Raw genomic sequence first — 21,577 nt, 5'->3', positions numbered from 1 at the left:
GAAACATTTACCGCATGCGGGCCTTCGCGAGCTTAGCACGCTTTTGTTTTCGGCGGAGCCTGCGGCGTTCGCGGCGTGCACTACGGCGCCGCTCATCCATCAACTTCACCTGCTGCAGAACATCCATGAAGCGTTCGACAGCGAAAGCCTTATTGAGCCTCTTGCGTGTCACGTAATCGAGCAGGCACACACACAGCAGAAGCGAACCCACAAAAAAGGCAAGAGCCACAGGCCATACAATCACTGAAAAATGGCTCGCAACAAACCCGAATGCTGGCGGCATCATGATGGAACCCAGATACGAACCCGCCATCTGTATGCTGATGGCACGCCCCGAAAGTTCTTCACCGAACCGCGCAGGAGTGGCATGGATAAGCGACGGGTAAACGGGAGCGCACCCGAAACCAAGCAGGCAGATGCAAACCGGCGTGACCCACGGCGGGAGCGGGAATACGAGGACAAGGCAGCCGACAACGACAATCGCGATACCCGCATGCACAAGGCGCATGTCGGTAAACCGGATGGCGAAAATACCGCTGAGGATGCGCCCTACCATTACGGAAGCGAACATGAGCGAAACGGCGAGCGCGCCCACCTCGGGTTCGAAACCGCGGGCTACCAGGTACGTACCGCACCAGAGGCTCGTCGATATCTCAAGCGAAGAATAGAAGAAGAACGTCAGGAACGAGAGTTTCATTCCTGGGACGCGCAAGGCGGCCCGCAATGAGATATCGGGAATACTGGATGTTTGTTGCAGGCGGGAATCGCCTCGCTCCCTCCGCTTCCAAAGCGGGAGCGAAACAAGCATCATGACCGCGATGACGCCGAGCAACAATGCCACCAGTTCGTAAGCGCCGCGCCAGCCGAACCCGAAGAAGGCAGAACCCGCAAGCAGCGCGGGGCCAAGGCACGCGCCGATTCCCCAGCTCGCATGCAGCCAGTTCGTGTGTTTCGATTCCAGATGGATTGCCGCAAAGTTGTTCATCGCGACGTCGATTGCCCCCGCACCGATTCCCATCGGGATTGCAAACAGGCACATCATCCAGAACGCAGGCGAAAAGCCGTACCCTGCGGATGCGACAGCCGTCAGCGCGATACTCACGAAGACGAGTTTGCCCGTACCGAACTGGCGCAGGAGTTTTGGCGTGAGGAGGCTAGAAACAATCGTACCCGCGCTCACGATAATTGAGAGGAGGCCCGCAGCCGAAAGCGGTGCATGCAGGTCGCGCTGCATCAGCGGCCAGGCCGCCCCTAAAACCGTATCCGGAAGCCCGAGGCCGATAAAGGCCACATATATGACAATCAGGAGAAACAAGCGCTACACCACGAAACCATTCTACTTCTTTTCCCGAATCCGCTTGTACAGGCTTTCGGCCTTCTCGGTATCGCCCGCGTTCGAGAACACGTGGCCCACGTTCTCGGCACCGATGCGGCCCTGTGAACTGCCCGCAAGCCAGGCCTTCATGTAGCATTCGAACGCTTCGTCGTAGCGCTTCTGGTTAAAGTAAATCTGCCCCAAATCCAAATTGAGGTCGCCCTTGCCCTTGTTGTGCCGCAGGCCTTCTTCCAGCGTGAAGATTGCCATCCACGGGGAATTGTTCTGCACGTACATCTGCGCGAGGTAGCGGCGGGCCGAAACGTTCTCGGGGTCCATCAGCAGGCCGTTCTCCATCTCGTTCAGGGACTGGCGCGTGGAATCCATGCTGCGGTAATAATACGCCATCGTGAAATGCACGTCGGCACCCGCGGTAGCCGTCATCTGGAGCGCATTCTGGAGCGTCTTGATGGCATACTCGTAGTCGCCCAGCTTCTCGTAGACTTCGGCAAGCCCGTACCAGGCATCCATGCGGTCGGGGTTCAGCTGCAGCGCCCGCTCGAAGTTCTTCTGCGCAAGCGTCCAGTCGCGGCCCTTCAGGTAACATTCGGCAAGCGCAAAGTGCACGTGGTCCGATTCCACCCCGAGTTCTATGGCGCGCCGGTATGCCGCAATCGCATCGCCTGGAGAATCTGCGAGGTAGTAGAGGTCACCGAGCAACATCCAGGCCTTCTCGAAATTCGGCAGGAGTTCTACGGTGCGCTTGTAGGCGACCATCGCGACCTGCTTGCGGTCGAGTTGCACCAGCGCGTTGCCCAAGTTGAACCATGCGAAAGGCTCGTAACGGCCCTCGTCAATCGCCGCGCGGTAGAGCGGCACCGCTTCCTTGTACTTCCCTTGGTCGTAAAGCTCGTTCGCCTTGAAGAAATAATCCTCCGCCGCGAAACTATAAGCAACAAAAATAAAGAAGAATAAAACCAGAGATAAACATCTCTTACCCGTCTGCGCGTCGGCCAAGGATGGGGAGGGTGCAGGGAGGGGCCCGTGCGGCCTTCGCAACTCTGAGCTGGGGCCCCGCCCGCGTGCAGTTCGCACCCGAGTTATAAGGCTCAGCAATTTGTAATTAAAACTATTTGACAAAGCGGAACTCCTTTGTGGCCTTCTGTGCCACGGGATATCCGCCTAGCTGTGCGGGGCTGAACTTCCACTGGCGAACTGCCTTCAGGGCCTCGTTCTCGAAGCCGTAACCCGGCGGGTCGAGGCTCATCACGTTCGCCTGCGCCACGTCGCCATACACGTCGATGACAACCATTACCTTCACGTAGCCCGAAATGCCGAGTTTTTTTGCGCGTTCGGGGAACTTCGGCTGAACTTCCTTAAGAACCTGGGCCTGTTCGTCCACCTCGCCCGCTTCGTACACGACGTTTTCCATCGAGCCCGTACCCACGGCGACTCCGTCGCCTGCTGCACCGCGCGCAAGCGAAAGGTCCATCTGGAAATTCTGGCTGCGGCTTACACCCATGTTCGAGGAAATCTTGAACGGGTTCGGGTTCACGATAGTGCGTATAACCTTCTGCTTCACCTCGGGCTTTTTCTCGCTCACGAGCACCTCGACTTCCGTCACGGTGTCGAGTTCCTTCTCCGTCTTTACGCCCCTGTCGAAGAACAGCGCGTTCAGCACCGGCACGGCAAGGAAGAACACCGCGCTCACCGCAAAGGAGAGCACGAATGCCACCGGGAACCGGAAATATTTAGCGAGAAAGTCGAGCACTATTCCTCTTTGTTCGCGGAAATGGAAACCTTGCGGACTTTAGCCAAATTGCATTCATCAAGAATGTCCACCACCACGCCGTTGGGGGCGTCGCGGTCGCTCACGATAATCACGGGGCGGTCGGGCGCTTCGGCCATCATCTGGCGCAATACTGTATTCAGGGTAGAGAGGTTCACCTGTGTCTCGTTGATGTGGATTGTCCCCTGGCGCGTCACGCCAATCAATATGCTTTCCTTCGCGAGTTCCTTCGCGGAGCTTGCCTTCGGCTTCGTCACGTCCACGCCGGTTTCGCGCGTGAAGGTCGACGTCACCACGAAGAAGATGAGCAAGATGAACACGATGTCGAGCATCGGGGAAATGTCTATCTTGCCGGAATCGCTAGAACGTTTACGTATGAAACTCATTTTTCCTCCCCTGCAATTTCATTTGAAGCGGGATTTTCAAACACAAAGGATTCGTACTTGAGCGCTTCGCTCCACGCCTGCTTTTCGACCTTCTCAACGCAACCCGAGAGGAAGTTGTAGGCAAGCATCAGTGGGAACGCCACGAGCAGGCCCGCCTGCGTGGTAAGCATGGCCTCGGAGATGCCGTCGGCCAGGAGTGTCGGGTTTCCGAACCCGAAAAGCTTGATGGTATCGAATGTATGCGCCATGCCCGAAACCGTACCGAGCAGGCCGAGCATCGGGGCCAGTGCCGCGCATGTAGAAATCGTCTTGAGCGAGCGCGAGAGGTTCACGGATATGCGGTGGCGCGTCTCTTCCATCGCGTTACGCACGGCAACGGGGCCTTCTGCACGGTGGTCGCGCACGTCGCATGCAAGCGCGTAAAAGTAGCCGTAGGGCCTGCGGGCAAGCTTCGCGAACGCGACATCCTCGCCCTTCTTTTTCAGGTTGTTCCAGAACCCGCCGAACACGCCGTTCACGCTGCCGCCCTTGAGCATGAAGTAATAGCCGTAGCGTTCGAGCATCAGGAACCAGCCGAACCACCCGATAACGAATATGGGCGCAAGCACCCATCCTCCGCGGAAGAGCACGGCCATGGCGGCTTCGATTACAGATATTTCGCTTACGGTTTCCACAGGGATTCCCGCTTACTTTTCCTTGATCCAGAGCGCATTCAGCACGGCGAGCCCGGCACTTTCCATACGGCTGCGAACGGCGTCGGCGCGGTTCACGAGGAAGGTGTGAATCAGTTGCAAGGGAATCGCCACAATCAGGCCCGCTTCCGTGGTCACGAGGGCGATGGAAATGCCCCCCGCCAAAAGCTTCGGGTCGGATGTACCGTGCATCGTAATCACGTCGAAGAGTTCAATCATGCCCATCACGGTACCCAGGAGCCCGAGCAGCGGGGCGGTCGCCGCAATCACGGAAATCCAAGTGAGTCCGGATTCCAGTTTCGGGACATCGGCGGAGAAGAGTTCCTCGAGCGCCTTCTCGGCACCTTCGCGGCCGGCGTAGTTCTTGGAAAGCACGGTACGCAGCACCTTCCCCACTTCGCCGTGCGTCTTTGCCGCAAGCGAACGTGCCGTATCGATGTCGCCCGCCTTGAGTGCCTTCAGCACGCGCCTGTTCGCGATACCGCCGAAGCCCCTCACCACGAGCCATACAAAGCGCCAGAGGGCGATGAGCAGGCCGATGGCAAACAGCGCAACAATCGGGTACATGATAATGCCGCCGTCCTTGAAGAACTGCCTGAGCTTGTCCTTCCAGGTGGTTTCCTGGTGGTTCGCGAGTTCAGACGAAAGTTCCGTACTCAGGAGCACGTCGACCGGCACCATCACGAACGCGGAATCGTTCACGTTCGCAAACACGGTCGCGATATTCTTCTTCGCTTCGGGAGCGAGGTTTTCTTGCCAACTGTAGGCGCGCTTCTTTTCGCCCGCAACGGGGAGCATCATTGCCGCCGCGTGCAGGCCGTGAATGTCGGCGACGTTCGCCATCTGCACGGCATACAGCCCGCCGAGGCGCATGCGGTCGCCCTGCGCGACGGCAGAGCCAAACACGAGTTCTGCCTTCTCAACGCTTGTCTCGCGGGTAAAGGCCATCTCGGCGCGGGCCGCGTCGAGCACGCCCTTCGCAATGCGGAGCGGGTCGTCCTTGTAGAGGCCCATCTCTTTCTTCACCTTGTTCTGCACTTCCACGCGTTCCGCCATCTTGAAAGGCACGCCCTGTTCCTGGAACTTCGCGAGCGTCTCAAGGCGTTCCGGACCGGCAGCCAAGGACAGGAATTCGGCACGAGCCTTTTCGGCCTGAAGCTTCACCTGGGCCAAGTCCTCGCGGGCCACGCGCACGTCCTCGAACAGGCGGGCACGTTCCGACATCAGGGCATCGACCTTCTCCTTGCTTTCCTGGTACTTGTCGTTGAACATCTCGCGTTCCTGGTTTGCCGTCTCGCGGTCCTTCCAGCGGGCGGCAACTGCCATGTCGCGCTTTTTGCGGGCTTCTTCCAGGTCGGCCTTCGCGCTGTTGAGTTCTGCGCGCTTTTTCACCGCGTCGATGTCGGAAGGCTGCTGGGCATTGGCTGCAGGAGCGAGAATTGCGAATGCTGCTACAACAAGAGGTATGAAGAAACGTGCACTGGATCCTTCGACTCCGCGCTTCGCGCTTCGCTCAGGATGACGATTGAGGCCAATTCCTAATTCCGAATTCCGAATTCCGAATTTCATCATTCACCCTCCTTCGGGAAGGCGACTGGTATGGTCACGAGCCTCGGAGCGGTCTTCCCTTCGGCGACCTTCATCACGTCCTTCAGTACGGTACGCATCGCGAGGTCGTCGGACACGTTCTTCCAGGCGTAACCGCCATCGGGAGTCCTCGAAAGCCAAAGCACGTCGTTGCCGTCGTTGCTCACGAATACGGAGGCAACGGCACCGTAACGCAGGTACGTTCCCGGTACGCTGCGGGCATCCACCTGCAAAAAGCCCTTGTAGACCTCGGTCGTGTAGCCCAGGCGGATGCGGTCGTAAAACACCTCAAGCGTGCGGTTCAATGCGTCGTCCGCCTCGATAACACCCTTGTGGAGCTGTTCGGCAATTTCCCTGACACTCTTTACCGTTTCCTCGTTCCTGTAGGGGAAGTCCGACTCGAAAACGGGTACCAGGGAATCGATAACCTTCGCGAAGGATTCGTTGTACTTCGCCTTGCGGCTTTCGTACCAGCGGATGGTACCCATCGTCTTCTGGCGTACCTCGGCAATGTGCCCGAGTTCCGCCTTCAGGGAATCGATTTCGGCCTTGAGCGTCTTGTTCTGGCTCGAGAGCGCCTGCACCTTCTTGCGCCCGACTTCGACAAATTCCGCATGGCGCTTCTTTTCGGCGTCGTGCATGTTCTTTTCGCGGGCGGTTTCTGCCTCGACCGCCTTTATCTGGCGGCGTACGCTTTCCACCGTTTCTTGGGCGCCAGCCATTACGGCGACAAGCCCGATACATACGAGTAGTTTCGAGAATCTAAAATTCATAAGCGAAAAATACAAAAATGTGCCCCTAAAAAACAAAGATCCCCGCATAATGGCGGGGATGAGAAAACGGATTAGGAACCGTGTCACAGATTACTTCTTGGAATCCTTGAAGTACTGAGCGGTGTTCTTTGCGCCGGCCTTCTTCAGGGCCTTGATCAGGCGGGTGTAGCCTTCGTTCGTGGCCCAGTCGAGCACGGAGTAGCCCTGGTCGCACTTGGCGTTCACGTCCACTTTCTTGTCGATGAGGAACATCATGGCGTCGTAGTTGCCGTTCTTCACGGTCCAGTGAATCGGGAGGTAGCCATCCGGGCCACGGTTCTCGAGCGGAGCGCCTGCATCGGCGAGCACCTGGAGCATGTCTACCTTGCCGGTCTTGGCGGCGATAAGCACTGCAGTGCCGAGGCTTGCCGGGTCTGCGCCTTCCTTCTTGAGCTGGTCAATGAGAAGCTTCACCACATCGGCGTTGCCCATCATCACGGCGTTGTCGAGCACGGCTTCACCGTTGCTGTTCTTGACGTTCGCCTTTGCGCCGTTGTTGAAGAGGTAGTTCAGCACCATCATGTTGCCCTTGTTTGCGGCAATGGCCACGGCGTTGTTACCGTTGTCGGCAATGGCGTCGATTTCGAAGGAGGCCTTCAGGAACACGGTCATCATGAGCGTATCGCTGTTGAATGCGTAATTGATGAAGTTGTTTGCATTGAAAGCGATGTGGTTGTTTTCGAGAGCCTTGCGGACGCCCTGGGGGTCGGCTTTGGCGAGGAAGGCCTGCACGGAGGCCGGATCCTTAAAGTTTACGTCGTCACCGCAGGCGACAAGGGAAAATGCAAGACCGAGACCGCAGAGTCCAAGAAGGGTTTTCTTCATTTTTTTACTCCAAAAAAGGTGTTTTTGTTCTTATACCTCTAAAATTACACTTTTTTTAGCCAATTTATTCACAAAAAAAAATTTTTTTCCAAATTTTTTTAAATTTCCACTCATGAGTAAATTTTTCTTTGCCTTAGCACTCGGCGCAGCCGCGATTTGCAACGCCGACACCGTCTTTATCGACAATTCCATGGCCGCCGACAACAAGAGCGACATCAACGAATACGAGGAACGCTTCGCTATCGGCCCCTACATCGAATTCACGAACATCAAGATGGACAACGTGAACTGGGACTACACGGTTTACGGCCGCAAGTACAATATCGAGGTCAACAACACGTTCACCTTCGGCGGTACGGGTATCCTCCCCTTCAACAACTACGTCGGCATCTATGCCATTCTCGCCTACCAGTTCCTGGGTGTTTCTTACAAGGACAGGAACCTCAAGGAAGCCTACGCGGTACAGGAAGCGATGGAAATCGAATATGACGGCTGGAACGTGCCCGTCGAGAAGGATGATATCGAGGGCCATCACAAGATTCACATCGCGCTCGCGCAGATTGGCGTGGATTTCGGCGTTCCGCTGTACAGCAGCTACAACTACCAGTTCATGTGCAAGCTCTACGGTTTCGTGGGCGGCATTACCGGCAAGACGTTCTTCCAGAACGATTCCAAGTACCTCGCTCCCGCTATTTGGGGCTACACCTACGGTGCGGGCCTGCGCGTCGCGTTCCATGCCTTCACGCTCGCCGGCGGCATCCGCAATACGCACGAATACTTCCACACCTACTACGAGCAGCCCATTTCGGACAAGAAGGAAAACGAGGAGTTCATGCTTGACTTCGACGCCTTCCTCCAGCCTTACGTAAGCGCGACAATAGATTTGTTCTAAATAATTTAAGGCGCCGTTTAGGCGCCCACGCAAATTTAAGGCTTTTTAATCTTGAGTTTATCGCCGGGCTTGATCTTTGTGTCCTTGAGCCCGTTCCACTTCATTATGTCTTCCTTGGTCGTCTTGTAGCTCTTGGCTATGTCGAACAAGGAATCGCCCTGCTTCACCGTGTAGGTGATGAATTTTTCGGCCTGTGCGCCGGAATTCTCCTTCGAGGCAGGTTTTGCAGCCCCCTTCGCGCCACGAACCACGAGCGTATCGCCCGGATGGATATTCGAGTTGGTTAGCCCGTTCCAAGCCATCAGGTCATCGACCGTGCAGGAGAACTTCTTCGAGATGTAGTAGAGGTTGTCGCCCGATTCCACCACGTAGGTATTGCCCTTCGTGGGAGCGACCTTCTCGGATGTCTTCTTCGCCTTTTCCGCCTTCTCGTTAGCCTTCTTGCTATCGGCCTTCGGTTCGGGCTTTGCGGGCTTCTTGGGCGGCGTGTAGGCCGGAATTACGAGTGAATCTCCGATGGTAAGCCTGCGGATAAACCCGCTGTTCGCTTCCATCAAAAGGCGCGTCGGTATGGAGAGCGCCTCGGCAATGTTCGCGTAGGTATCACCCGCCCCCACCACGTAGTGTTCCCCCTTCTTGAGGGTAATCTTCTTCACTTCGTCTGCGGGCTTGAGCTCGGGCTTAGACACGAAAATCGTATCGCCTGGCTTTACAACCGCGCTCGGTTCCATCTGGTTCCATATACGCAGGGATTCCTGCGAGACGCCGAACTGGCGGGCGATAGACGCGAGGTTGTCGCTCAGTTCCACCACGTAGGTGCGTACCTTCATGGGCTTTTTGCCCGATGACTTCTTCGGGCTCACCTTGATAGGAATCAGGAGAGTCTTGCCCTGGCGCACGCGGTCGTTCTTGAGGTTGTTCGCGAGCTTGAGTTCCGTGACGGTAATGCCGTACTGCTTGGCAATCGCCCCCAGGTTCTCGCCCTTCTTGACCCTGTGGTTGTGCCAGCTGGAGAACGAGTTCTTCTGCATGCGGTCATAGCCCTCGACAAACGTAGCGCGGGTGCCGAACGGCAGGCGCAGCAGGTAAGAATCCACGTTGGGCGGTGTACACCACATCACGAGTTCCATGTTGAGCGTGCGGAGCGTATCTTCGGGGACCTTCAGGAGTTTCGCCACTTCTTCGAGCGAGAAGGAGTCGAACACCGTCACGGTATCGAACTGCGGGCGGAACGTCTGCTTCACGTTGATATCGTACTGTTCCGGGTAATGACCGATGACCATCGCCGCGAGGATACGCGGAACGTAGTGCATCGTCTCCTTCGGGAGTTCCAAATCCCAGTAGGTCACGGCCTGCGTGGTATCGTGCGTGGAGTCTGCCTTCCATTCGCGGATTTCGCGACGGATACGGCCTTCACCGCAGTTGTAGGCAGCCATGGCCAAAAGCCAGTCCCCAAATTCATTGTACAGGTAAGAGAGATAGTTGAGCGCGGCCTCGGTAGCAAGTTCCGGGTTGCGGCGCATGTCCACCCAGTAGTCGACGCTCAGGCCGTAGCGCTTGCCCGTCTCGGGGATAAACTGCCACAGACCCGAAGCCTTCGCGCGGCTGTAGGCCTTCACCTTGAAGCCGGATTCCACGAGGGAAAGGAATATGAGGTCGCGGGGCATGTTGTGCTCGGCGAGCTTCGCGTAGACAAGCGAATCGTAGGCGGTCTTGCGGCTAAGCGACCCTTCGGTAAAGCTCTTTGCCTTCGAGGTGAGGTAGAATACCTCCTGCAGCACGCGCTCGTTGAACTTGATGGGGAGCGTAAACTCGTTCACGTCGAGGGAATCGAGCTGGTACTCGAGGCTCGTGAGGGAGGCACTGTCGGCAAGGACACTTTCGTCCTGGAATATGCCATCGAGCGGGCCTTCGTCGGCACGCGTCACCTCGTTGGGGTAAACTTCGTCGAGCGCACGCACCAATAGCACGGACATCTTGAGCCTGTAGAGGGAATCCTCCTTAGGGCTCACGTTCGCGTAGGTAGAATCGAAATGTTCAGTAACAAGATTGCGGAGAGAGCGGTTCAGGTAACGGCGAGCCTGGTTCCATTCCTGGTTGTCCATCGCCTGCAATGCGTACTGGTAGTTTTCCCACGAGGGGCGCATGGCAAGCGAATCGGAAACCTTGAACCGGAGCGACCATTCGGCAAAAGACAACGTATCGCTCACAGGCGCTTCTTGCACCTGCACGTCGGCCAAACCGCTATCGGCCTGGTTTGGAGCACAGGCTAACAGGACGGATGTAGCGAATACGGCTAAAAGATAGCCAACGGGCCTGCACCAGCGGATCACTGGTCGTAGTCCAGGTCTTCGGCGTAATCGGACCAGATCTGGTCGCGCTTGAAGGAAGGCTGGTCGAAGTCCACTTCCTCGTCGACTTCTTCCTCTTCCTCGATTTCTTCCTCTTCTTCTTCGTTGGAGAAGGGCATCGGGGCATCAAAACCATCACCTTTAGGGCGGCGACCACAATGATAGGCGAACTGTAACATAATACCTCTTGTTTCAGTTTAACACGCGCGCCATGCCATACAGGATAACCCCGCACATCACAAGGGCGGCAACCATCTGGAGAATGATTATCACGCGGTTCACGCGATAAGCCTTCTGTGCCTTCCTATGCCACGCGGGAAGATTCTGTTTTTGTCTGGACGCGAGACTCACGGAGGCAAATATATACATAAACTTGAAAAAGCAACAAGAAAAATCAAAAAAAAGTTAAATTTTTTGAGGATTATGAAGAAAATCCTGCTCTCACTGCTGTTTATAGCCCAAATCCTGTACGCCCAAATTGGCATCGGGCAGGATATGGAGGGCGTCCGCGTGCCTACCGCGAACACCTTGAGCCAGGGTTATTTCTTTATTTCAGGCAGTTACGAGGCTATAAGCGACGGGCATGCGCTCGCCATGAACGGCTACACAATCGACGACGGCTCCGACATTACCCCGCTCGACAAGAACACGCCCTCCTCGGGCGGCTCGCTTACGCTCGGGTTCGGTGCGACTGACAACCTGGAACTCTCGCTCATGCTCCCCCTCTACTACGAGGGCACCATCGACGGTACGGAACTTGACGGTTTCGGCGCAGGCGACCTGTATGCGGGAATCAAGTATTCTTACCCCATTCCGGGCGTTCCGGTCAATCTCGCGTTCGTAAGCGCCCTCACGCTCCCCACGGGCGCTAAATCCATCGGGTTTCGGCCCAGGCACCAGTGGTTCATATACGACAACCGCAATTCGTACGCCTACACGACAGGCAAGTGGGGCTTGTTCATAGAAGGAATCGTTTCGGTAAACATCTTCGACTACGTCTACTGGAACAGCTATGCGGGCTACTTCCACGTGCTGAATGCAAAGAACTACACCGTGGTCTGGGGTTCCGGGTTCGAGATATTCCCGAAGAAGATGGTTTCGGGCGTGCTCGAGATGACTGCAGAAACATCGCTGTTCCGCGACAATCCCGTCAAGGAACTCATGAACGACGTGTTCCGCGTGACGCCCGCGGTGAAGATTCATTTGCCCGATATGCTCAACCTGATGCTCGGCATGGACGTTGGTTTCGATTTCGTGCGCAAGGCGAACCTCGACAACAGCATAGAGGTAAACCGGCGGTACGAAGACAAGACGCTCAAGTACAACATTCGCGGTACGCCCGAGTTCGCGATGGTCCTCGCCGTCACCAAGACGCTTGACTTTAGCCGCAAGGATGCCGACAATGACGGTGTGATTGACCGCCATGACCTGTGCCCGAACACCGAACTGGGGGTCGCGGTCAACAGCAGGGGTTGCCCCGTGGATAACGACCAGGATGGCGTGCTCAACATATTCGACAACTGCCCCGAGACCCCGCGCGGCGTAACCGTAGACTATTTCGGATGCCCCGTAGATAATGATGGTGACGGCGTACCGGACTATCTGGACCAGTGCCAGGCGACGCCCAAGGGTACGGCTGTCGATAGCACAGGATGTATGCGCGATAGCGATGGCGACGGCGTGGACGACAACCATGACAAGTGCCCGAACTCGCTTTCGAGGGACAAGGTGGACGAGGACGGCTGCCCGCTTGACGATGACCACGATGGCGTATTGAACGACCGCGACGAGTGCCCGCATACCCCGCGCGGATACTCAGTCGACCTTCGTGGATGCCCGCTCGATTTTGACCATGACGGCGTTCCCAACGATATCGACATGTGCCCGAACAGCGTCGAGGGCGAAACTGTGGACGAGGACGGCTGCCCCGCCGACAACGACCGCGACGGCGTCGCTGACAGCAGGGACAAGTGCCTCGACACCCCTAGAGGATTCCCGGTAGACGAGAACGGATGCCCGCGCGACCACGACGAGGACGGCGTGCCCGACGCGCTCGACAAGTGCCCGAACTCGCCCGCACACGCTCCCGTGGATTCTGTCGGATGCCCGATTGACTCGGACAACGATGAGGTGTACGACTACATGGACAAATGCCCGGGAACGTTCCCGAACGTGATTGTCGGGCGTGACGGATGCCCGCTGAACTCAAAGAACAACCTGAACTCCATCGCCGCGCTCGTGAAGTTCAAGAACAATTCCGAAACACTGCTGAACTCGAGCTACACCGCACTGAACGATGTTATCTACCTGATGCGCAAGTTCGTGTTCGACCTCGAAATACAGTGCAGCACCCCCGCGGGAGAAGAGGTCTCGAACCTGCAGGCGCAGGCGATTGCCGATTACCTCATCGAGAAGGGAATCGACAAGAAGCGCATCCATGCGCAAGGGTTCGGCACGAAACTCCCGCAAGGCGAAGAATTCAAGAACTGGAACAGGAGCGGCGTGCGGCTCATCCCCATAATGTACGCCGAAGAAGAAAAGAAATGATAAACACGACCCTCTGCTATATTGAGCAAGACGGCAAGTACCTGCTGCTCCACCGCATCAAGAAGAAGAACGATATCAACAAGGACAAGTGGATTGGAATCGGCGGCAAGTTCGAGGAAAAGGAATCGCCCGAGGACTGCATCCGACGCGAGGTCATGGAAGAGACAGGCCTCACGCTTGTGCACCCGCGCTACCGCGGTATAGTGACATTCATCAGCGACGGCATGCAGGAAACGGAATTCATGCACCTGTTCACCGCAACCGAATTTGCGGGTACAATCAAGGAATGCGACGAGGGGACTCTCGAGTGGGTGCCCAAGGAAGACGTGATTCGCCTCCCCCACTGGGACGGCGACCTCATATTCCTCGCCCTGCTGGAACGGGGCGAGCCGTTCTTCTCGTTAAAATTGACGTATGCGGGATCGACACTTACCGAGGCCCTGTTGAACGAGAAACCCGTATTCGTCAAGGATTTTATTTAACCAGTTTATAATGTTTGCTTCAAGGGGCACTTCGCACGCTCACACAATCACTTCGTTCCAGTGTTCGCTTTGCAAAGTGCCCCTCTACGCAAAGACTACGATATTTGTTCCGGACGGAAATAGTTTATGTTAGTCCCTTCGGGATTCTACGAAAATCAATTCTGATATTAAACTGCGGGAAGGAGTTCCCACACGCTCACACAATCACTTCGTGCGAGTATTTGCTTTTGTATTTATAAGAAGCGAGCACTACCACTTCGCGAGGGCGTTCGCGATAATCAGGTCCTGCAGCTTCTCGATGGCGCGGGCCTGGCCGTGCCTTTCTTCGGATTCGTTCTTCTGGATATCGTACACGCCGTCGGCAGAGAGCGACTTGTTCTCGTAGATAATGCGTTCCTTCACGTTGTCGTAGAACTTCACGCTCACGCGGATAGTAACGCGGTAGGTTTCCACATCGCTGTTGCTGTTGTAGTTCTCGGGCTTGTTCGCGTAACTCAGGAGCGTAATCTCGAAATCGGCATTTGCGTCCTCGTTCACGAGACGTATACCGCCGGCGTTCTTCTTGAACATGTCGACGACTGCCGTGTGGAGGTCGTTTGCAAGCACCGGGTCGAGGGCCTTGTCTTCGACATCGTGAATCTGCACCGTCTTGATGTGGCTCGGGAGCGTACTTGCCGTAAAGCTATAGCAGCCCGAAAATGCAAGCGTAAGCAGGCACAGGCTAACACATGCAAGCAACCGGGTAAAGACCTTTCCGTTGAACAAGAACATATTGCAAATGTAGCATATTTTGCAGGCAAAAACATTTTTATATTAAAAAGAAAAGGCTTCACTGAAAATGGCATGTTATTCATACAAGGTCGCAGGGCACGTTTTCACTCTGGAATCCGGGCTCGAAATTGCCCCGCTGCTCGACAACTACGCGCCGTTCGCCTATGCAGGCGACGAATCCGCGCTGTTTTCCCTGAAAATCGAGAAGGGCGACTCCCCCGCATTTACCGAAGAGACCAGGCAGGACGAGGAAGGCCAGCAGATTATCTGCGGGCACACGCAGGGCAACGACGCCGTATTTGAATTCAGGCTGCAGAACAGGATTTGCGGGACGCTTGTTTGCGAAGGAGAATACCGGCGGGGAACGCTCTACCTCACCGAATTCGCCCAGAAATTTTCGATAAACAACTCGCTGATGGTTTTCTACGCTCTTGCGACGGCCCGCCACAAGACGGCTCTATTCCATTCGGCCGTAATAAAGCATGAAGGCTACGGGTACATGTTCCTCGGCAAGAGCGGCACGGGAAAGAGCACGCACGCGCGGCTCTGGCTCGAGAACATCGAGGGTACGGAACTCCTGAACGACGACAACCCGGTGGTGCGCGTCTTCGATAACGAAATCCGCGTGTTCGGTTCGCCCTGGAGCGGCAAGACGCCCTGCTATAAGAACGATTCTTGCGCCCTCGGGGGCATCGTGCTCTTGATCCAGGCTCCCTACAACAAGATTGAGCGGTTACGCGGGATAGAGGCTTATGCAGCCCTCGTGCCGAGCATCTCCGGCAAGCGCTGGGACAAGCAAATCGCCGACGGGCTTCACGAAACCGAAAATGCACTTGCGATGAGGGTGCCTACCTGGTACCTGGAATGCCTTCCCGACGCGGATGCGGCCAATACCAGCTACAACGCCATAAGGGTACAGGAAGCATGAACGTTTCGGACGACGAAATTCTCGCGGAAGCTATCCGGCTTGTAGCGGAAGGAATCCCGGTCACCTTCCCCGTGAACGGCAGGAGCATGCTCCCGTTTATCGTGGGTGGCCGTGAAAGCGTCGTCCTGGAAAAGGCGATTGCCCCGCAGGTCGGCGATATCGTGCTTGCGTTTGTCGAAGGCAACCGCTACGTCATACACCGCATATTGAAAATCGACGGCGAAAGCGTGATTCTCATGGGCGACGGAAACCTCTACGGGGTTGAACATTGCAAGGTTACGGATATCAAGGCGCAGGCCACTTATGCCGTGAACAGCAAGGGTAAACGCCGCTCGCTCGTTTCAAGGCAATCGAGGCGACGCGCATCGCTCTGGTGCAAGCTCAGGCCCGCGCGGAAATGGCTACTATTGTGCTATAGAGTTTTAGAAAAGGTAAAAGCATTATGAAACTGAAAAGCGGATTCGTGCTGCGCGACGTGTGCGGCGAACAGGTGATTATGGGCGAAGGTATCGGCGCTCTCGATTTCGGGCGGCTCCTGTGCCTCAACGAGACGGCAGTATTCCTTTGGAAAAAGGCAGACGCCGCGGGCGAATTCAGCGTCGATTCTCTTGTCGAGGCCCTTTGCGAAGAATACGACGTGAGCGCGGAACAGGCCAAGACGGATGTCGCCGCCATCGTCGAAGAATGGAAGAAGGTCGGCGTCGTAGAATGAAATACGCGGCCTGGCTATGGCGCAACACGCGCGGTACACGGCTAAACGCCCTGGTACGCATCGGGATCGGTTCGGTCCAGGTGGTGCTCGGGCTTTTGATGGTATGGCTCTCCAAGAAGTTTATCGACGAGACCATACGCACGGGAACATCGCGCGAAATCGCATGGATGATTGCATTCCTCGTGCTTACCGTCGTGGGGCGAATCCTGCTCCGCCAGGTCTACTACTACATGACGACGGTCACCGTCACGCGCAAGTCTAACGCGCTCCGGCTAGACCTCTTCGGCAGGTATTTCTCGAAGCACCTCTTTAGCGAGCACGACTTCCATTCCGGCGACATAACCTCGCGCCTCACGAAGGACATCGATTCCGTAGCGACGGTCATTGCCGACACGCTCCCGCAGATGGTCGTTACGGGCCTGCAGTTGCTAGGCGCGTTCCTGCTGATGCGGTTCTTCGATGCGCGACTCGCCTGGGCGCTCGTGATATTCACGCCGTTCGCGATTATCATCGGCAAGTTTATCGCCCACCGCCTCAAGAACATGACGCACGATATCCGCGAGAAGGAAAGCAATATCCAGATGCATGTGCAGGAAGGCGTGGAACACAATGCGGTACTGCGCTCTCTCGGGAGCGAACAGTGGATGACGGAGCGCCTCGGCACCATGCAGAGCGAACTCGAGAGTGGCGTGCAGCGCAGGACAAAGTTCTCGACCGTCACGCGGTTCATGCTCGGGTGCGCCTTCGGCATCGGCTACCTGATGGCATTCGTGTGGGGCGGTATCGGGCTCAGGAACGGCGTAATCACGTTCGGCGTCATGACATCGTTCCTGCAGCTGGTGGGGCAAATCCAGCAGCCGATTCTCACGCTACTCAACATGACCCCGCAGGTCGTGCACTCCACCGCAAGTATCGACAGGCTCGAGGAAATCCGTACAGGCGACGATGTTGCTGGCAACGCGCTTGCGGTAAGCGACGCGCCTGCGGCGAACGGCGAGGAATCAAACGGTGCTGTATCAAACGGTTCTCTGTTAAACGGCGCGGTATTAAACGGCGCGGTATTAAACGGCGCGGCCGGGGTGCGGTTCGAGGATGCCACGTTCAAGTACGCGAAGGGTGACCGCGAAATAGTATCGCACTTTACGCACGATTTTAAACCGGGTACAAAGACAGCCCTCCTGGGCGAAACCGGCGCCGGGAAGACGACCCTCTTCAGGCTCATGCTCGGGTTTATCGAACCTACCGGCGGGCACGTCTCGGTATATGCGGCGCAGTCTAACTCGGGCGACAAGCCTACAGCGGCCCCTGCAGGCAACAACGAGTTCCCCGCAGGCAAGGCGACGCGGGCGAATTTCGTATATGTCCCCCAAGGCAATACGCTCATGAGCGGTTCCATCCGGTACAACCTGCTCCTTGCAAAGCCTAGCGCAAGCGACGAGGAACTCAGGGCGGCTTTGCATACCGCCTGTGCAGACTTCGTGCTAGATTTCCCCTGCGGGCTCGATACCGAAATCGGCGAGCGGGGCGCGGGCCTCAGCGAGGGCCAGGCACAGCGTATCGCGATTGCCCGCGGGTTACTTCGCCCGGGCAGCATCCTCTTGCTCGACGAAATCAGCGCGTCGCTCGACGAAGAAACCGAACGCGAGCTGTACACGCGCCTCTTTGCCGCCTCCCCCGAAAAGACGATGATCTTCATCACTCACCGCACCGCCATCTGCGAGCTGTGCGACGAGATTGTACGGGTTTGATACAGCCGCGACTCTCGCCTTACGCAAAAGTTGCTAAATTTACCCCCGTAAAATTTTTATCATCCGAGGCATAAAATGCTTGACATCAAGAAAATCCGCGAAAATCCGGAATACTACATTGCTGAAACCGAAAAGAAGTACACCACAGTGAGCCTGAAGGACGTGCTCGCCATCGACAACGAACGCCGCCCGCTCCTCACCGAAGTGGAACGCCTCAAGAGCGAACGCAACGCCGAATCCAAGAAGATTGGCGACCTCAAGAAGAAGGGCGAGAACGCCGACGAGGCCGTGGCCGCCATGCGCGCACTCGGCGACAAGATTGACGAACTTGACAAGAAGCTCAAGGATTTGGACTACAAGCAGACCGAAATGCTCATGCACGTGCCGAACATCGCCCCGCGTTCCCCGGAAGGCAAGGACAGCTCGGACAACGTGGTCGAGAAGGACGGCCCGATTCCGTTTGACTACTACACCAAGAACGATGACTTTGCCCGCGTGGACCACAAGACCCTCGGCGAACGCCTCGGCATTTTCGACTTCGAACGCGGCGCAAAGATTTCCGGTAGCGGCTTCCCGGTCTACCGCGGTCTCGGTTCCCGCCTGGAACGCGCCCTCATCCAGTTCTTCCTCGACGAACACATGAAGAACGGCTTCGAAGAATTCACGCCTCCGTACCTCGTGACCCGCAACACCATGCGCGGCACGGGCCAGCTCCCGAAGTTCGAAGAAGACATGTACCGCTGCGACAAGGACGACGACCTGTTCCTCATCCCCACAGCAGAAGTGCCTCTGACCAACCTTTACGCCGGCGAAGTGATTCCGGAATCTGAACTCCCGAAGCGCATCTGCGCCTACTCCGCCTGCTTCCGCCGTGAAGCTGGCAGCTACGGCAAGGACACCCGCGGTCTGTTGCGCCTGCACCAGTTCAACAAGGTGGAAATGGTCTACTTTGCCCATCCGGAACACAGCTACGAGGACCACGAGGAACTCACCCGCTTCGGTGAAAAGCTCCTGGAAAAGCTCGGCCTCCCCTACCACCGTCTGGCCCTCTGCAAGGGTGACCTCGGTTTCGGTGCCGCCAAGTGCTACGACCTGGAAGTCTACGCCCCGGTGGAAAAGAAGTGGCTCGAAGTCAGCTCCTGCAGTAACTTCGAAGACTACCAGGCACGCCGCGCCAACATCAAGACGAAGATTAACGGCAAGAACACCTTCGTGCACACGCTGAACGGTTCCGGCCTCGCCACTCCGCGCGTGATGGTCGGCATCTGCGACAACTACCAGCAGAAGGACGGCTCGCTCTTGATTCCTGAAGTGCTGAGGCCGTATATGGGTGGTCTCGAGAAGATCGAGCCGAAGAAGTAATGAGACTTGGGAGGGCAAGCCTTCCCGCAATAAAATTTCCCCGCCTCTCATGAAGCGGGGTTCTTTTTTACTCTTAACTATTCTGCCGTGGAATCTTCCGGGGCTTTTTCTGCTTCCGGGTTCGGTTCTGTATGCGGCTTGTCGTCAGCAGCCTTGTTCTTGAGGCAGCGCACCGAGTAGGCGTACGTTTTCTTCTTGCTGTAGTCGCCCAGGAACTCGTCGTTATCGTAATAGAGGTTCCAGTACGGCGCGTGCGAAGGATTGTTGCTTTCTTCTGCAACCCAGAAGTCGGCGTCGTGCCCGAGTTCCCTGAACACGCCCTGCGCATTGCGGAAACCGGATGCCATCGCGCCAAAGCCGAAGCGGTCCGTGCCTGCAGGCCATTCCTCGCTGTACTTCCAGGAGAACGCCATCTTCAGTGCTGTTCCGCTCCTTTCATTGGGGAAGCGGTTGTTGTTCTTCATGTAAGAGACAAGCGTGTTGAAGTCGGCATCCTTAGGCATGTGGAAACCTTCCGGGCATGCTCCCCTGTGTTCCTTTTCTATCACGCCTGCTGCAGACGCCGTCGCGTAAGACTTGTCGAGCGCCATCGCGGAAGTCCAGGTGTAGAGCCTTCCGAACACCTTGCAGTTCTCGTGCTTGTCTTCGTAGCAGTAACTGCCGTGCGTGGCGTAGTTCAGGTTCTGGCCCATCCATATTTGGTTCCCGATGTGCACCAGCCTGTAGAGATGTCCATCACGCTTGTCGCAAAGCATTTCTTCGGGAGCGTTCTCGCAAAACACCGGCGCAGGCGGAGCAGACGACGAGGACGATTCGACAAGCGGGGAATTTTTCACCACGACCTTCTCGCTCGAAGAAGATTCGATGGACGAGGAAGTCGCGACCGTTTCCGAAGACTCCGGAACAACCAAACTATCCTGACTTGCAGCAGCGGTATCTGCCAGTGCAGGATGGAACGCAGATTCGTCGCGATATACGAGCGGAACCGGAGAAGGAATCTCCCGCTTAACAAGCTTTTTTTCTGTCTTGTTTTCGGTAGCAGCCGTTTGCGATTGCGCTACAGACTGCTTTGCAGGCTCGTTTTGCTCACAGGAAACCATACCCCCGGCAATGGCGAGGAGCGATCCTAACAAAACTATTCTTTTTATTTCCTGCACACGAAAAATATACCAATTTTCGTGACGTAGCGCACACTTAAAAAGTAAAAAAAAAGCGCAAATCGGGGTGCTTTTTTGACTAGGAATTGGAATATTCGGGTAAAGAATTCACGCTTTTAAAAGTCTTGCCCACGGGGTCTAGAACAAAATAACGTGTAGCGTCGCCCAGCGCAAGCATCACGTATTTCGGCGTAAGAATCTTCAGGTAGCGGTTCAACTGCACCTGCAGCTCGGGCCAGGTGTATTCGCCCGGAGCCTTGCATTCCACCATGAGCCACGGCCTGTCGATGGACGCACCCTCGCGGAAATTGCTGACCACGATATCGGCTCGCTCGTCGGATTTAGGGTCTACAAGCCCTAGCGGGAACTCGACAGTGATGGCGTGCTCGGGAACCTTGACCACATCGAGCAAGAAGCGTATAGTTGCCTGCCGCACGTGTTCTTCGGGAGTCGCGGGTACATCCTTCTTGCGTATCGGGTCATAGAGCGTTTCTTGCATGGCTATAAATATAAATAAGGGAGAGCGCAAGCGCTCTCCCAAAGTTCCTGTCTGTGAAGCAAGAATTACTTCTTTTCTTCAGCAGCGGCCGGAGCGGCAGCAGCGGCGGCAGCAGGAGCTGCGGCAGCGGCATCAGCGGCATCGTCCTTCTTCTTGGACTTGGACGTAATCGTGAAGATCACGGTGCGCGGGAGGCTGGCGAGTTCGCAGCCTTCCGGGAGCTTGAAGGACTTGGCGTAGAACGTAACGTTCGTCTCGAATTCGGAGATATCCATTTCGAGAACGGTCGGGATGCAACCCGGCTTGGCGGAGAGCATGAGGTAGCGGGATTCCTGAGAGAACACGCCACCCTGAGTCTTGACACCGACCGGAAGACCGGTGAGCTTCACCGGAACGCGGACCTTGATCTTGGAGTCGTCGCTGATCTTGATGAAGTCGATGTGGGTAATCGCCTGCGTGATGGCATCCTTCTGGTAGTTGTAGATGACTGCGGGATTGCCGGCCTTGCCGTCGATCTCGAGGTCGAGAAGGGTGTAACGCTTGCCCGGGGCGAGAACCTTGCGAACATCAATAGCGCTGACGCTGATATTCACAGACTCCTGACCCTTACCATAATAGACGGCCGGAATCTGGCCAGCCTTACGAAGGCGGGCGTTGTCGCGGCTCTTGCCTAGCACTCTCGAGGTTGCTGCGAGTTTTGTGAGTTCCATTTTTTACTCCAA

General features: G+C 56.3%; 23 protein-coding genes. 8 read left to right on the top strand and 15 right to left on the bottom strand.

Features of this window, described 5'->3' with window-relative positions; all coding sequences use genetic code 11:
- Window positions 1-7 precede the first annotated feature (7 nt).
- The 8 genes from BUA44_RS11495 to BUA44_RS11460 form a co-directional block, all read right to left on the bottom strand.
- Entirely contained in the window at window positions 8-1,315 is a 1,308-nt protein-coding gene (locus BUA44_RS11495; RefSeq protein ID WP_072812136.1) for an MFS transporter, read from the bottom strand.
- A 21-nt stretch (window positions 1,316-1,336) separates the two neighbouring features.
- Window positions 1,337-2,332 (bottom strand): tetratricopeptide repeat protein, encoded by a 996-nt coding sequence (locus tag BUA44_RS11490; protein ID WP_072812134.1) that lies wholly within the window; start codon window positions 2,330-2,332, stop codon window positions 1,337-1,339.
- Between the two features lie 112 nt (window positions 2,333-2,444).
- Window positions 2,445-3,086 carry an energy transducer TonB gene (locus tag BUA44_RS11485; RefSeq protein WP_072812132.1) on the bottom strand — a complete coding sequence of 214 codons (642 nt, stop codon included), beginning with the start codon at window positions 3,084-3,086 and terminating at the stop codon, window positions 2,445-2,447.
- On the bottom strand, window positions 3,086-3,490 hold the full coding sequence (locus BUA44_RS11480) for an ExbD/TolR family protein (RefSeq protein ID WP_072812130.1): 405 nt from the start codon (window positions 3,488-3,490) through the stop codon (window positions 3,086-3,088). Before BUA44_RS11480 ends, BUA44_RS11485 begins: the two co-directional genes overlap by 1 nt.
- A complete protein-coding gene (locus BUA44_RS11475) occupies window positions 3,487-4,164 on the bottom strand; it encodes a MotA/TolQ/ExbB proton channel family protein (protein ID WP_255370545.1) in 678 nt (225 codons plus the stop codon). Before BUA44_RS11475 ends, BUA44_RS11480 begins: the two co-directional genes overlap by 4 nt.
- A 12-nt stretch (window positions 4,165-4,176) precedes the next feature.
- Window positions 4,177-5,754 (bottom strand): MotA/TolQ/ExbB proton channel family protein, encoded by a 1,578-nt coding sequence (locus BUA44_RS11470; RefSeq protein WP_255370544.1) that lies wholly within the window; start codon window positions 5,752-5,754, stop codon window positions 4,177-4,179.
- Window positions 5,751-6,542 carry a DUF3450 family protein gene (locus BUA44_RS11465; protein WP_072812201.1) on the bottom strand — a complete coding sequence of 264 codons (792 nt, stop codon included), beginning with the start codon at window positions 6,540-6,542 and terminating at the stop codon, window positions 5,751-5,753. The genes BUA44_RS11470 and BUA44_RS11465 overlap by 4 nt, the downstream gene beginning before the upstream one ends.
- Before the next feature lie 90 nt (window positions 6,543-6,632).
- Window positions 6,633-7,406 carry an ankyrin repeat domain-containing protein gene (locus BUA44_RS11460; RefSeq protein ID WP_072812128.1) on the bottom strand — a complete coding sequence of 258 codons (774 nt, stop codon included), beginning with the start codon at window positions 7,404-7,406 and terminating at the stop codon, window positions 6,633-6,635.
- Between the two features lie 112 nt (window positions 7,407-7,518).
- Here BUA44_RS11460 and BUA44_RS11455 point away from each other — a divergent pair, with 112 nt between their 5' ends.
- Window positions 7,519-8,298, top strand: coding sequence for a hypothetical protein (locus tag BUA44_RS11455; protein ID WP_072812126.1), 780 nt, complete (start codon window positions 7,519-7,521; stop codon window positions 8,296-8,298).
- 35 nt (window positions 8,299-8,333) lie between these two features.
- On the opposite strand, the gene BUA44_RS11450 is transcribed toward BUA44_RS11455, so the two are convergent.
- The 3 genes from BUA44_RS11450 to BUA44_RS15730 all read right to left on the bottom strand — a co-directional run bounded on the left by BUA44_RS11450 (window position 8,334) and on the right by BUA44_RS15730 (window position 11,000).
- A complete protein-coding gene (locus BUA44_RS11450) occupies window positions 8,334-10,508 on the bottom strand; it encodes a LysM peptidoglycan-binding domain-containing protein (RefSeq protein WP_255370543.1) in 2,175 nt (724 codons plus the stop codon).
- A gap of 119 nt (window positions 10,509-10,627) precedes the next feature.
- The gene (locus BUA44_RS15400; protein WP_139258684.1) at window positions 10,628-10,828 is read right to left on the bottom strand and encodes a hypothetical protein; all 201 of its coding nucleotides are present in this window, start codon (window positions 10,826-10,828) and stop codon (window positions 10,628-10,630) included.
- A 13-nt stretch (window positions 10,829-10,841) separates the two neighbouring features.
- Complete coding sequence (locus BUA44_RS15730) at window positions 10,842-11,000, bottom strand: hypothetical protein (RefSeq protein ID WP_175547222.1); 159 nt, start codon at window positions 10,998-11,000, stop codon at window positions 10,842-10,844.
- Between the two features lie 72 nt (window positions 11,001-11,072).
- Here BUA44_RS15730 and BUA44_RS16090 point away from each other — a divergent pair, with 72 nt between their 5' ends.
- Both BUA44_RS16090 and BUA44_RS11440 read left to right on the top strand, forming a co-directional pair.
- Window positions 11,073-13,196, top strand: a complete 2,124-nt coding sequence (locus BUA44_RS16090) for a thrombospondin type 3 repeat-containing protein (protein WP_072812123.1) — start codon at window positions 11,073-11,075, stop codon at window positions 13,194-13,196.
- Window positions 13,193-13,678 carry an NUDIX hydrolase gene (locus tag BUA44_RS11440; RefSeq protein WP_072812122.1) on the top strand — a complete coding sequence of 162 codons (486 nt, stop codon included), beginning with the start codon at window positions 13,193-13,195 and terminating at the stop codon, window positions 13,676-13,678. Before BUA44_RS16090 ends, BUA44_RS11440 begins: the two co-directional genes overlap by 4 nt.
- A gap of 249 nt (window positions 13,679-13,927) precedes the next feature.
- Here BUA44_RS11440 and BUA44_RS11435 read toward each other — a convergent pair whose 3' ends face one another.
- Window positions 13,928-14,449 carry an LptE family protein gene (locus tag BUA44_RS11435; protein WP_072812120.1) on the bottom strand — a complete coding sequence of 174 codons (522 nt, stop codon included), beginning with the start codon at window positions 14,447-14,449 and terminating at the stop codon, window positions 13,928-13,930.
- A gap of 67 nt (window positions 14,450-14,516) precedes the next feature.
- Here BUA44_RS11435 and BUA44_RS11430 point away from each other — a divergent pair, with 67 nt between their 5' ends.
- The 5 genes from BUA44_RS11430 (at window position 14,517) to serS (ending at window position 19,199) form a co-directional block, all read left to right on the top strand.
- Complete coding sequence (locus BUA44_RS11430; protein WP_218587603.1) at window positions 14,517-15,377, top strand: hypothetical protein; 861 nt, start codon at window positions 14,517-14,519, stop codon at window positions 15,375-15,377.
- Window positions 15,374-15,823, top strand: a complete 450-nt coding sequence (locus BUA44_RS11425; RefSeq protein ID WP_072812115.1) for a S24/S26 family peptidase — start codon at window positions 15,374-15,376, stop codon at window positions 15,821-15,823. The genes BUA44_RS11430 and BUA44_RS11425 overlap by 4 nt, the downstream gene beginning before the upstream one ends.
- A complete protein-coding gene (locus tag BUA44_RS11420) occupies window positions 15,820-16,089 on the top strand; it encodes a PqqD family protein (protein WP_072812113.1) in 270 nt (89 codons plus the stop codon). Before BUA44_RS11425 ends, BUA44_RS11420 begins: the two co-directional genes overlap by 4 nt.
- Window positions 16,086-17,837 carry an ABC transporter ATP-binding protein gene (locus BUA44_RS11415; protein WP_072812111.1) on the top strand — a complete coding sequence of 584 codons (1,752 nt, stop codon included), beginning with the start codon at window positions 16,086-16,088 and terminating at the stop codon, window positions 17,835-17,837. The genes BUA44_RS11420 and BUA44_RS11415 overlap by 4 nt, the downstream gene beginning before the upstream one ends.
- Before the next feature lie 75 nt (window positions 17,838-17,912).
- Window positions 17,913-19,199 (top strand): serine--tRNA ligase, encoded by a 1,287-nt coding sequence (gene serS, locus BUA44_RS11410; protein ID WP_072812109.1) that lies wholly within the window; start codon window positions 17,913-17,915, stop codon window positions 19,197-19,199.
- 77 nt (window positions 19,200-19,276) lie between these two features.
- Here serS and BUA44_RS11405 read toward each other — a convergent pair whose 3' ends face one another.
- The 3 genes from BUA44_RS11405 to BUA44_RS11395 all read right to left on the bottom strand — a co-directional run bounded on the left by BUA44_RS11405 (window position 19,277) and on the right by BUA44_RS11395 (window position 21,565).
- A complete protein-coding gene (locus tag BUA44_RS11405; protein ID WP_143151969.1) occupies window positions 19,277-20,299 on the bottom strand; it encodes a fibrobacter succinogenes major paralogous domain-containing protein in 1,023 nt (340 codons plus the stop codon).
- Window positions 20,300-20,435: 136 nt separating this feature from the next.
- Window positions 20,436-20,855, bottom strand: coding sequence for a type I restriction enzyme HsdR N-terminal domain-containing protein (locus tag BUA44_RS11400; protein ID WP_072812104.1), 420 nt, complete (start codon window positions 20,853-20,855; stop codon window positions 20,436-20,438).
- 65 nt (window positions 20,856-20,920) lie between these two features.
- On the bottom strand, window positions 20,921-21,565 hold the full coding sequence (locus BUA44_RS11395; protein ID WP_072812102.1) for a 50S ribosomal protein L25: 645 nt from the start codon (window positions 21,563-21,565) through the stop codon (window positions 20,921-20,923).
- Between the last annotated feature and the right edge of the window lie 12 nt (window positions 21,566-21,577).

The organism is Fibrobacter sp. UWR3 (genome assembly GCF_900143055.1).
In the GTDB taxonomy this organism is placed as follows: Bacteria; Fibrobacterota; Fibrobacteria; order Fibrobacterales; family Fibrobacteraceae; genus Fibrobacter.
The sequence above is the reverse complement of the archived record's forward strand: the minus strand, read 5'-3'. Positions and strand labels throughout refer to the sequence as shown.

Bases quoted from the DNA above. Each gene is read 5' to 3' on its own strand.
- BUA44_RS11415 (WP_072812111.1), top strand. From the start codon at position 16,086: ATGAAATACGCGGCCTGGCTATGGCGCAACACGCGCGGTACACGGCTA.
- BUA44_RS11480 (WP_072812130.1), bottom strand. From the start codon at position 3,490: ATGAGTTTCATACGTAAACGTTCTAGCGATTCCGGCAAGATAGACATT.
- BUA44_RS11400 (WP_072812104.1), bottom strand. From the start codon at position 20,855: ATGCAAGAAACGCTCTATGACCCGATACGCAAGAAGGATGTACCCGCG.
- BUA44_RS11430 (WP_218587603.1), top strand. From the start codon at position 14,517: ATGGCATGTTATTCATACAAGGTCGCAGGGCACGTTTTCACTCTGGAA.
- BUA44_RS11435 (WP_072812120.1), bottom strand. From the start codon at position 14,449: ATGTTCTTGTTCAACGGAAAGGTCTTTACCCGGTTGCTTGCATGTGTT.
- BUA44_RS11460 (WP_072812128.1), bottom strand. From the start codon at position 7,406: ATGAAGAAAACCCTTCTTGGACTCTGCGGTCTCGGTCTTGCATTTTCC.
- BUA44_RS11465 (WP_072812201.1), bottom strand. From the start codon at position 6,542: ATGAATTTTAGATTCTCGAAACTACTCGTATGTATCGGGCTTGTCGCC.
- BUA44_RS11455 (WP_072812126.1), top strand. From the start codon at position 7,519: ATGAGTAAATTTTTCTTTGCCTTAGCACTCGGCGCAGCCGCGATTTGC.
- BUA44_RS11395 (WP_072812102.1), bottom strand. From the start codon at position 21,565: ATGGAACTCACAAAACTCGCAGCAACCTCGAGAGTGCTAGGCAAGAGC.
- BUA44_RS16090 (WP_072812123.1), top strand. From the start codon at position 11,073: ATGAAGAAAATCCTGCTCTCACTGCTGTTTATAGCCCAAATCCTGTAC.
- BUA44_RS11440 (WP_072812122.1), top strand. From the start codon at position 13,193: ATGATAAACACGACCCTCTGCTATATTGAGCAAGACGGCAAGTACCTG.
- serS (WP_072812109.1), top strand. From the start codon at position 17,913: ATGCTTGACATCAAGAAAATCCGCGAAAATCCGGAATACTACATTGCT.
- BUA44_RS11420 (WP_072812113.1), top strand. From the start codon at position 15,820: ATGAAACTGAAAAGCGGATTCGTGCTGCGCGACGTGTGCGGCGAACAG.
- BUA44_RS11425 (WP_072812115.1), top strand. From the start codon at position 15,374: ATGAACGTTTCGGACGACGAAATTCTCGCGGAAGCTATCCGGCTTGTA.
- BUA44_RS15400 (WP_139258684.1), bottom strand. From the start codon at position 10,828: ATGTTACAGTTCGCCTATCATTGTGGTCGCCGCCCTAAAGGTGATGGT.
- BUA44_RS11470 (WP_255370544.1), bottom strand. From the start codon at position 5,754: ATGATGAAATTCGGAATTCGGAATTCGGAATTAGGAATTGGCCTCAAT.
- BUA44_RS11405 (WP_143151969.1), bottom strand. From the start codon at position 20,299: ATGGTTTCCTGTGAGCAAAACGAGCCTGCAAAGCAGTCTGTAGCGCAA.